This is a genomic window from Rhodopseudomonas sp. (assembly GCF_048594845.1).
Classification (GTDB): Bacteria; Pseudomonadota; Alphaproteobacteria; order Rhizobiales; family Xanthobacteraceae; genus Rhodopseudomonas.
Genome location: NZ_JBMDXE010000318.1, coordinates 1 through 9,273, shown reverse-complemented (window position 1 = coordinate 9,273; position 9,273 = coordinate 1). Strand labels below are relative to the sequence as shown.

Here is a 9,273-nt window from a genome sequence, read left to right as displayed (position 1 = left end):
TGGCGGAACTTCGGCACGCCGAGATAATCCCCAAGATTGTCGGGCGTGACGACGACCTTCTTCCTGTTGTTGAGCAGGATGTCCTTCACCGCCTTGCGCGCAAGGTTGGACAGTTCACGCTCAAGATTGCGCACGCCCGCCTCACGGGTATACCGGCGGATCAGTTCAAGCAATGCTTCATCCTCGATCGCCCATTCCTTTGATTGCAGGCCATGCTTCTGCAATGCACTGGGGATCAGGTGCTTGCGTGCGATCTCCACCTTCTCGGTCTCGGTGTAGCCGGCGATCCGGATGATCTCCATACGATCCATCAGCGGCCCCGGAATGTTCAGGGTGTTCGCCGTGGTGATGAACATCACGTTGGACAGATCGTAGTCCACCTCGAGATAGTGGTCGTTGAAGGTGCCGTTCTGCTCGGGGTCGAGCACCTCGAGCAGCGCCGAGGACGGATCGCCGCGGAAGTCGGCGCCCATCTTGTCGATCTCGTCCAGCAGGAACAGCGGGTTCGAGGTCTTGGCCTTTCTCATCGACTGGATGATCTTGCCGGGCATCGAACCGATGTAGGTCCGACGGTGACCGCGGATCTCGGCTTCGTCACGGACGCCGCCGAGCGACACGCGCACGAACTCACGTCCGGTCGCCTTGGCGATCGACTTGCCGAGCGAGGTCTTGCCGACGCCGGGCGGGCCGACGAGGCACAGGATCGGCCCCGACAGCTTGTTGGCGCGCGACTGCACCGCGAGATACTCGACGATCCGCTCCTTGACCTTCTCGAGCCCGTAGTGATCGCTATCGAGCGTCGCCTGCGCGGACTCGAGATCCTTCTTCACCTTGGACTTCTTGTTCCACGGGATCGACAGCAGCCAGTCGAGATAGTTGCGCACGACGGTCGCTTCCGCGGACATCGGCGACATCTGGCGCAGCTTCTTCAGCTCGTGCTGCGCCTTCTCGCGTGCTTCCTTGGTCAGCTTGGTCTTGGCGATCTTCTCCTCGAGTTCGGCGAGTTCGTCCCGGCCCTCGTCGTCGCCCAGTTCCTTCTGGATCGCCTTCATCTGCTCGTTGAGATAGTACTCGCGCTGGGTCTTCTCCATCTGGCGCTTGACGCGCGAGCGGATGCGCTTCTCGACCTGCAGCACCGAGATCTCGCTCTCCATCAAGCCGAGCACCTTCTCCAGGCGCGCGGTGACCGACAGCGTCTCCAGGATGCCCTGGCGATCCGCGATCTTGACGGCGAGATGCGAGGCCACGGTGTCGCCCAGCTTGGCGAAGTCGGTGATCGACTGCACCACGCCTACGACTTCGGCCGAGATTTTCTTGTTGAGCTTAACGTAGCTCTCGAAGTCGGACACGACCGAGCGCGCCAGCGCTTCCGCCTCGACGCTGGTGGCGTCGGTGTCGGCGAGCGACGTCGCGGTGGCTTCGTAGTACTCGGTGCGATCGGTGTAGTTCTCGACCTTGGCGCGCGCGAGGCCTTCGACCAACACCTTGACGGTGCCGTCGGGCAGCTTCAGCAGCTGCAGCACGCTGGCGAGCGTCCCGATCTCGTAGATCGAGCCGGGCGCTGGATCATCGTCCGACGCATTTTTCTGCGTCGCCAGCATGATCAGCGCGTCGTTTTTCATCACCTCTTCGAGCGCGCGGATCGACTTCTCGCGGCCGACGAACAGCGGCACGATCATGTGCGGAAAGACGACGATGTCGCGCAGCGGAAGAACTGGATAGGCGTGGCTTTCGCCGTAAACGATCGTTGGCCTGGGTTTGGTGGCGGTCATGGCCCGTTCCTTTCGTTGTGCCCCCTTGCCCGTGGCCCGCCCCCCGGCGCGGCCACCACAAGGTGCCGAGTGTACCGGCGCGTTACGGCCGGCTCAGGCCCCACTCGTCCGGATTTGAAGGCGAATCCTGATAACGCTTGTCATCGCCGTGAACATTAGGTGGCTATCACCCGGGGGGGTGTCAAGTCGTGGAAAAAGCGCCGGTTTGTCAGGCATAAGCGCGCAGAGCGCGCGGCATCATGCGAGACGAAAACGGGCTGCCGAGAGGTCCCGGCAGCCCGATCGGTTCGGCCGTGTCGCGCGGAGAACTCCGTGCGAAGGCGGATCATTATGCGCTTGCGCTGCTCTCGGCCGCGCGGTCGGTGCGGTCGGCGTAGATGTACAGCGGCCGCGCCGTCCCTTCGACGACTTCGCGCGAGATCACCACCTCTTCGACACCTTCCAGGCCCGGCAGATCGAACATCGTCTCGAGCAGGATGCTCTCGAGGATCGACCGCAGGCCGCGGGCGCCGGTCTTGCGCTCGATCGCCTTGCGGGCCACCGCCCCCAGCGCCTCGTCGGCGAAAGTGAGCTCGATGTTCTCCATCTCGAACAAGCGCTGGTACTGCTTCACCAGCGCGTTCTTCGGGTCGGTCAGGATCTTCTTCAGCGAGGTCTCGTCCAGATCCTCCAGCGTCGCCACGACGGGCAGACGGCCGACGAATTCCGGAATGAGGCCGTACTTCAACAGATCCTCGGGCTCGACGTGACGGAAGATCTCACCGGTGCGGCGATCTTCCGGCGCCAGCACCTGCGCGGCGAAGCCGATCGAGGTGGTCCGGCCGCGCGACGAGATGATCTTCTCGAGGCCCGCAAAGGCGCCACCACAGATGAACAGAATGTTCGTGGTGTCGACCTGCAGGAACTCCTGCTGCGGATGCTTTCGGCCGCCCTGCGGCGGCACCGACGCGACGGTGCCTTCCATGATCTTCAGAAGCGCCTGCTGCACGCCCTCGCCCGACACGTCGCGGGTGATCGAGGGATTGTCGGACTTGCGGCTGATCTTGTCGACTTCGTCGATATAGACGATGCCGCGCTGCGCCCGCTCGACATTGTAGTCGGCAGCCTGCAACAGCTTGAGGATGATGTTCTCGACGTCCTCGCCGACATAGCCGGCTTCGGTCAGCGTCGTCGCATCCGCCATCGTGAACGGCACGTCGAGAATCCGCGCCAGCGTCTGCGCCAGCAGCGTCTTGCCCGAGCCGGTCGGACCGATCAGCAGGATGTTCGACTTCGCCAGTTCGACGTCGTTGTGCTTGGTCTGGTGGTTCAGCCGCTTGTAGTGGTTGTGGACCGCGACCGAGAGCACCTTCTTCGCATGGCCCTGGCCGATGACGTAGTCATCGAGGACCTTGCAGATTTCCTTCGGGGTCGGAATGCCGTCGCGCGACTTCACCAGCGAGGATTTGTTCTCTTCGCGGATGATGTCCATGCACAGTTCCACGCACTCATCACAGATGAATACCGTGGGGCCGGCGATCAGCTTGCGGACCTCGTGCTGGCTCTTTCCGCAGAACGAGCAGTACAGGGTGTTCTTGGAGTCGCTCGTACCGACCTTACTCATTTCGTTCTCCGTCCGCGGTTCGGTCTTCTCTGGCAGCCGTGTCGACCGGTTGGACCCGGCAGACCCGGTATAAATGGAGCAAATTCCGTACCAGAAAAGCCCCCCGCACTTCTGTGGCCGCACCAATCGCGACCGCTTCGAATCCCCCAAACACTTTCGTCGATCAGGTTCAGCCAATCATGCTGTCACCCGTCTATCAAGATTTCACTAACCGCGCCCCAGCTGGGGACGCGTGACAATAGCGTGATTTGCTTGGGTTACGCGACCCTGCATCGTTGAAAACAAGGCAGAGTTGCGAGATTGCCACGAGACCCCAGGCACGAAAGCGGAACATTCCCGACCGCACCTGAGGTCTTCACGGGGTTCGACCGTCCCGCTCTGCTTAGGTCGCCTTGGCGACTGCGGCAGCTTCCTCGGCCCGCTTGTCGATCACCTTGTCGACGATGCCGAAGTCGCGCGCCATCTCGGCGGTCAGGAACTTGTCGCGCTCCAGCGCATCCTCGATCGCCTTGTAGGTCTGGCCGGTGTGGTGAACATAGATCTCGTTCAGCCGCTTCTTCAGGTTCAGAATTTCCTGCGCGTGCAGCATGATATCGGTCGCCTGGCCCTGGAACCCGCCCGACGGCTGGTGGACCATGATGCGCGCGTTCGGCAACGAGAACCGCATGTCCTTGTGGCCGGCGGCGAGCAGAAGCGAACCCATCGAGGCGGCTTGGCCGGTGCACAGCGTGGAGACCGGCGGGCGGATGAACTGCATGGTGTCATAGATCGCCAGACCCGACGTCACCACGCCGCCCGGCGAGTTGATGTACATCGAGATTTCCTTCTTCGGATTCTCGGCTTCCAGGAACAGCAGCTGCGCCACGATCAGCGTCGACATGCCGTCTTCGACCGGGCCGGTCACGAAGATGATCCGCTCTTTCAGGAGGCGCGAAAAGATGTCGTAAGCCCGTTCGCCGCGGTTGGTCTGCTCGACCACCATCGGCACGAGGTTCATGTAGGTTTCCAACGGATCGCGCATAATTCACCTGAGGGTTGTCGAAGACGACAGCACGCGGGGTGCAATTCCGGTCTGGCGACCGGCTTCGCCGCGGCGATCGTCCCGTGATGCAGGACGTGAAAGCGAGTGCTCAGATATGGGCCGATTGCCCGGCCACAAGGGTGAACCCCGTTTCTGAGCCGAGTTGATACCGATTCGGCGGCTCACCGCAAAACCGCCGGCTCGCTTTCCAACCGAATCGGCCTGCTTTCGCGAGGCATCGTTAACGCCGTCTCATGAAGCAAAACGGCCGCCGCGACGGGTGTCGCGACGGCCGCTGGAGCCGGTATGGCGCGGGCCGATCAGGCCGCGGTCTTGTCGTCGTCGTCCTTGTAGAGCTCCTCGCGGGTGACCGGCTTGTCGGTCACGTTGGCGAGCTCGAGGATGAAATCGACCACCTTGTCTTCGTAAATCGGAGCGCGGAGCTGGGCCAGCGCCTCGGGATTGCTGCGATAGAAGTCCCAGACTTCCTTCTCGCGGCCCGGCATCTGGCGGGCACGCTCGATCACCGCGCGGCTGACTTCGTCGTCGGTGACCTGGATCTTGTTCTTCTCGCCGATCTCGGAGAGCACCAGGCCGAGGCGGACGCGGCGGTCGGCGATCTTGCGATATTCCTCGCGCGCCGCCTCCTCGGTGGTCTCCTCGTCGGCAAAGGTCTTGCCGTTCTGCTGCATCTCGGCGTTTATCGACTGCCACATCACAGCAAATTCCTGCTCCACCAGCGACGGCGGGGCTTCGAACTTGTGGGTCTCGTCGAGGCGGTCGAGCAGCTGGCGCTTGACGCGCATGCGCGAAGCGCCGGCGTATTCGGCAGCGAGGCGCGCCTTAGCGGCTTCCTTCAGCTTGTCGAGCGACTCCATCCCGAGCGTCTTGGCGAACTCGTCGTCGATCGCAGTGTCCTGCGGGGCCTCGACCTTGGCGGCGGTGGTCTCAAACTCCGCCGGCTTGCCGGCCAGCGTCTCGCTGGCATAGTTGGCCGGGAACGACACCTTGATGGTCCGGGTCTCGCCCTGGGCAATGCCGACCAATTGGTCCTCGAAGCCCGGGATGAAGCTCGCCGAGCCGATCACCACCGGGATGTCCGAACCTGTGCCGCCGTCGAAGGCTTCGCCGTCGATCTTGCCGACGAACGACACGGTGACGCGATCGCCATTCTCGGCCTTGGCGCCCTCGCCCTTGTCGCTATAGGCGCGATTGGCATCGGCAATGCGCTTGATCGCCTCGTCGACGTCGGACTCGCCGACCTCGACCACCGGCTTCTCGACCGAGAAGCTCTTGAAGTCGGCCAGTTCGATCGTCGGCACGACCTCGATCGCGACCGTGTAGGTCAGGTCCGACTTGCCTTCGAGGATCTGCTCGATCTCTTTCTGGTCCTGCGGCATCGTGATCTTCGGCTCGGTGGCGAGGCGGAAGCCGCGCTCGGCGAAGATGCCCTCATTGGTTTCACGGACCAGCTTGTCGATGGTCTCGGCGGCGACCGAACGGCCGTAGACGCGCTTGAGATGCGCCACCGGCACCTTGCCGGGACGGAAGCCGTTGAGCTTGACCTTGTCCTTGAGGTCGACCAGCCGCGCATCGATCTGGGCGTCGATGTCCGCTGCCGGGACATTGACCTCGAATTCGCGCTTCAACCCGTCGGCGACGGTTTCCTTGACCTGCATGGCGTCGATCTTCTTCTTCCGTGTGATCCAGCCGCGCGGCTGGAGGTGTCGAATGTGGCGATGCGCGGCGGAAAGCCTGCACCTGTGGTTTGGCGAGCGCGTGCCCGAACGGACCCGAGTCGCCGGAAATTCGTCATGAGCAAGAGCACTTGCGTGGTGCGGGCGGAGGGACTCGAACCCCCACAACTTTCGTCACTGGAACCTAAATCCAGCGCGTCTACCAATTCCGCCACGCCCGCGAAGAGCATCATGCCGGCCGCGATGCCGCGGGCGGCGGGCTTATAACATGACAAATAGGTCGCGCATCAAGAAAAACCCGCAGTTGCATGACGCCGCGTCCGGCTGCCGCAGTGGACAGCTCGGCGCGAACGTGGTCCGCATCGCACGATGACGCACGCTTCCTTTTTCGTCTCGCGCCGCACCCTGCTCGCCGGCCTCGGCGGCCTCACCCTCGCCGGCACCTGGCCGCGGCGCGCAACGGCGGCTCGCAAGACGATGACGCTGCGCGCCGCGCTCGCGCCGATCATGCTGAGGGCCGGCGCCGAACCCGTCACGCGCCCGGCGCTGCTGTGGACCGACACAGCCCCGCTGCAACGCGGCGACGAGCTCACAGTCCGCTTCGAGAATGCCCTGCAACAGCCTGCACTGATGACGTTTCGCGGCCTCGACGGCGCCGCCGCAGCCGAGCCGCTGGTGGCGCGCCGGCCGGTGCCCCCCGGCGGCACCGACGAATTCGCGCTGACGCTCCGCTCCGCCGGAACGCTGCTCGCCGACATTCGCCTTGGCGCCGACAGCAGCGGCGCGCCGATGCCGGTGCTGCCGCTTGTGGTGCAGGACGACAGGCCGCTGCAGGTCGATGGCGACGAGGTGGTACTGATCAAAGACGCCCGGCTCGGCCCGAACGGCCAGCCGCTCGCGCCCGGGACCGACGCCGGCGACGCGGAGTGGTTTTACACCATCAACGGCAAGCCCAGCGTCGACATCGCGCTACGCGCCAATGGCCGGTTCAGGCTGCGCTTCATCAATGGCTGCCAGCGCAATGTGATCGCTGTGCGAATCGACGATCACGACGTCCGGGTGATCGGCCTCGACGGTCAGTCGGCCGAACCTTTTCTGGCGCGCGGCGGCACGCTGGTGCTGACACCCGGCGGCCGGGTCGATGCGCTGATCGACGCGACAAGGCCGCCCGGCTCTACCTCCGCCATGACGCTGCTGGACGGCGGCAAGCCGGTGCCGCTCGGCCGTTTGGTCACCTCGTCCGAGCCACCGCTGCGCGCCGCAGCGCTGCCACCGCCGACCGCGCTGCCCGACAACGGGCTCCCGGCCCAGCTGCCGCTCGGCTCCGCCCTGCGGGTCGAGCTGCCGCTTGGCGCGCTGACGCCGGGCCAACTCGACTGGTTCGCCCCCGACACATTCACACCCGCCTCCGGCCCGGCATTTCAGGCCAAGCGCAGCCGCACGGTGGTGCTGGCGCTGGCCAACCGCGGATCCCAGCCGATGGTCTTCCATCTGCATGGCCACCATTTCCGGCTGCTCGACCGGCTCGACGATGGTTGGAAGCCGTTCTGGCTCGATACCATTGCGATTGACGCCGGCCAGACCCAGCGCATCGCGTTTGCGGCCGAGCATCCCGGCCTCTGGCTGATGGAAGCGTTCGCCGCAAAATGGTCGGCGCCGCGATTGGTACGGAGCTATCTTGTCACCTGAAGATCAGGTTCCAAGCCTCAGCGATTCCGAAACTTTGCGGAGGCATCAAAACTCGACGCCGAGTTCGTCATAGACCCGCCGTGTCACCGCCGGCAGCGTCTCGGTGAGGTCCTCCGCGATCAGGCCCGGGCCGGCTTCGCACGCGGCCTCGCCGTGCATCCAGACGCCGATGCAGGCGGCCTCGAAGGCCGGCACGCGCTGCGCCAGCAGGCCAGTGATGATGCCGGTCAGCACGTCGCCGGCGCCGGCGGTCGCCAGCCAGGGCGGCGCGTTGAAGGCGATCGCGGCGCGGCCGTCTGGCGACGCCACCACCGTGTCCGGCCCCTTGAGCAACACCACGGCGCCCGAACGCTGCGCCGCTACGCGAACTCGTTCGAGTTTCGATCGAAGTGGATTTTTGTTGCTCATGTCACTGAATAATCTCGGGAATTCGCCCTCATGGGGCGTGAGGACAACCTGTGGATTGGAACCGGATTTGATAGCCTCGAAAAGCGCCTCCGGGCTCCCTGCGAAGACAGTCAGTGCATCGGCATCCAGCACAGTCCCCGCGCCGGCGGCCAGCGCTGCAAGAACATTGTCCCGGGTCCGATCATCGACCCCCGCCCCCGGCCCGATCCCCACCGCATTGAAGCGGCGGTCGGTCAGCATTCCGGCCAGCTCCTCGGAGGTGTCGATCGCCCGCACCATCACGGCGGTCAGTGCAACGGCATTGACGGCCAGCGCATCGCGCGGCGACGCCAGCGTCACCAGCCCGGCCCCGGCGCGCAACGCGCCGCGCGCGGCCAACCGCGCCGCCCCGGTCTGGCTGAGTTCGCCGGAGATCACCACCGCATGGCCGCGGCCGTATTTATGGCCGTCTGCGCGCGGGATCGGGAAATGCTCGAGCCAAAGGTCCGGATCGTTCTCGAATGCTTGCGGCCGGATCTCGTCCAGGACCGCTGGATCGATGCCGATATCGACCACCCGCAGCTTGCCGCAGTACAGCCGCCCCGGCACCAGCAGGTGCCCCGGCTTGCGCCGGAAGAAGGTCACGGTTTCGCGGGCCTTGATCGCCGCGCCCAGCACCGCGCCACTCGCTCCGTTGATCCCGCTCGGCAGGTCGACCGCAAGCACCGGCACGCCACTGGCGTTGACCGCCTCGATCATCTCCAGGGCCTGATCCTTCACGGGCCGATTCAGGCCAGACCCGAACAGCGCGTCGATGATGAGCGCTGGAGCGCCGATCGACTGTGGCAGGAACGGCAGCAATGGTCCCTTCCACTCCCGCGCCGCCAGCGCAGCGTCGCCCTTCAGGGCCTCCCGGCCGCCGAGCAGCATGACATGGACGGTGCGGCCGAGTGCCACAAGCTCGGTCGCGGCAATCAAGCCATCGCCGCCATTATTGCCCGGACCGGCGATCACCAGGATCGGACCGCTCTCGGCCAGATCAATCGCGGCCTGCGCGACATGCCGGCCAGCGTGCAACATCAGCGCGAAACCGGACGATCCGCC

General features: G+C 64.7%; 6 protein-coding genes and 1 tRNA gene. 1 reads left to right on the top strand and 6 read right to left on the bottom strand.

Annotation, left to right across the window (positions count from 1 at the left end; translation table 11 throughout):
• The 5 genes from lon to ACOJTD_RS21285 form a co-directional block, all read right to left on the bottom strand.
• A partial coding sequence (gene lon / locus ACOJTD_RS21305) for an endopeptidase La (protein WP_420134856.1) occupies window positions 1-1,772 on the bottom strand: 1,772 nt, incomplete at its 3' end.
• Window positions 1,773-2,100: 328 nt separating this feature from the next.
• On the bottom strand, window positions 2,101-3,375 hold the full coding sequence (clpX, locus tag ACOJTD_RS21300) for an ATP-dependent Clp protease ATP-binding subunit ClpX (protein WP_420134855.1): 1,275 nt from the start codon (window positions 3,373-3,375) through the stop codon (window positions 2,101-2,103).
• A 382-nt stretch (window positions 3,376-3,757) separates the two neighbouring features.
• Window positions 3,758-4,396 carry an ATP-dependent Clp protease proteolytic subunit gene (locus tag ACOJTD_RS21295; RefSeq protein ID WP_420134854.1) on the bottom strand — a complete coding sequence of 213 codons (639 nt, stop codon included), beginning with the start codon at window positions 4,394-4,396 and terminating at the stop codon, window positions 3,758-3,760.
• 320 nt (window positions 4,397-4,716) lie between these two features.
• Window positions 4,717-6,075, bottom strand: a complete 1,359-nt coding sequence (gene tig / locus ACOJTD_RS21290; RefSeq protein WP_420134853.1) for a trigger factor — start codon at window positions 6,073-6,075, stop codon at window positions 4,717-4,719.
• A 154-nt stretch (window positions 6,076-6,229) separates the two neighbouring features.
• Window positions 6,230-6,314, bottom strand: a tRNA-Leu gene (locus ACOJTD_RS21285).
• Window positions 6,315-6,462: 148 nt separating this feature from the next.
• Here ACOJTD_RS21285 and ACOJTD_RS21280 point away from each other — a divergent pair.
• Window positions 6,463-7,782, top strand: coding sequence for a multicopper oxidase family protein (locus ACOJTD_RS21280; RefSeq protein WP_420134852.1), 1,320 nt, complete (start codon window positions 6,463-6,465; stop codon window positions 7,780-7,782).
• A gap of 45 nt (window positions 7,783-7,827) precedes the next feature.
• Here ACOJTD_RS21280 and ACOJTD_RS21275 read toward each other — a convergent pair.
• Window positions 7,828-9,273 (bottom strand): NAD(P)H-hydrate dehydratase (locus ACOJTD_RS21275; protein WP_420134851.1); only part of this gene is annotated, 1,446 nt, incomplete at its 5' end.